At 64.8% G+C, this 965-nt stretch carries 2 protein-coding genes; both read left to right on the forward strand.

Annotated features, from left to right (window positions below; genetic code table 11):
- The first annotated feature begins 112 nt into the window (after positions 1-112).
- On the forward strand, positions 113-427 hold the full coding sequence (locus GFY24_RS36560; protein WP_153809692.1) for a hypothetical protein: 315 nt from the start codon (positions 113-115) through the stop codon (positions 425-427).
- A gap of 10 nt (positions 428-437) precedes the next feature.
- Positions 438-938, forward strand: coding sequence for a YbaB/EbfC family nucleoid-associated protein (locus tag GFY24_RS36565; protein ID WP_153809693.1), 501 nt, complete (start codon positions 438-440; stop codon positions 936-938).
- Positions 939-965 lie beyond the last annotated feature (27 nt).

Here is a 965-nt window from a genome sequence, read left to right on the forward strand (position 1 = left end):
TCGGCGCGGCCCGAATCGGCACCGGCCGTTAATATTCCGTCAACTGATCGGTTGCCCTGGCCTGTAAGGGTTGGTACCCCTGCGGTTTTCGCCAGAGTGACGGAGATGCGTCGTGACCGACCGATTGCAGTCCTACAAGGACCTGTTGCGCACTGCCTCGAACAAGACGGGCGCGGTGCGCGACGGGATCGACAAGGTCGTGGACACGCTGATCTCGACCACCGAGGGCCGCGGCGAGCCGTGGGGTAGCGACACCATGGGCAAGGGCTTTGCCGCCGGTGAGAACGGCTATCTGAAGAGCAGCGACAATATCGTCAAGGGCGCGCGCAATATGTCCGGTACCTTCGGCAACTTCTCCAAGGGGCAGCAGGATGCGCTGGAGTTGTTAACCCGTATGGATGACGGCAACGGCGATCAGTTCAAGTGAGACTGAGCCGATGAACAATAACGAGCGCGCGCGTACCGATCTCTCCGACATTCTGGAGGGCTTCGCCGACCAGATGCGCACCATCACCCAATTGCAGCGTGAGCGTGCGGCTTTGACCGCGACCGCCACCGTGCGGCAGAAGCGGGTGACGGTGACGGTGAATGCCGAGGGCACCGTGATCGAGACCAAATTCGGTTCCGACATAGCGGATCTCGACTATCCGGAGATCGCGAAGGCGATCACAGAGGCGGCACAGCAGGCGGCGGCCGAGGTGGCCCAGCGGGGCCGCGAGGTGCTGGCGCCGGTGTCGCAGAACCAGAATCGGCTGCCGAAGCTCGCGGACCTGGTGCCGGGTATGCCGGATCTCAGCCGCGAATTGCGGATTCCGGAACCGCCGGTGGTGTCGACCGCCCCGCCGAAATCGCCGGAACGTACTGCGGCGCAACCGAATCCCGTGCCGGATCCGACTGCGGCCCCGCGTCGTGGCGCGGCCACCGACTCCGGCTGGTAGCGGGGCCACCGGGGTGAATCACCGCAC

This window comes from Nocardia sp. SYP-A9097, assembly GCF_009649815.1.
Classification (GTDB): domain Bacteria; phylum Actinomycetota; class Actinomycetes; order Mycobacteriales; family Mycobacteriaceae; genus Nocardia.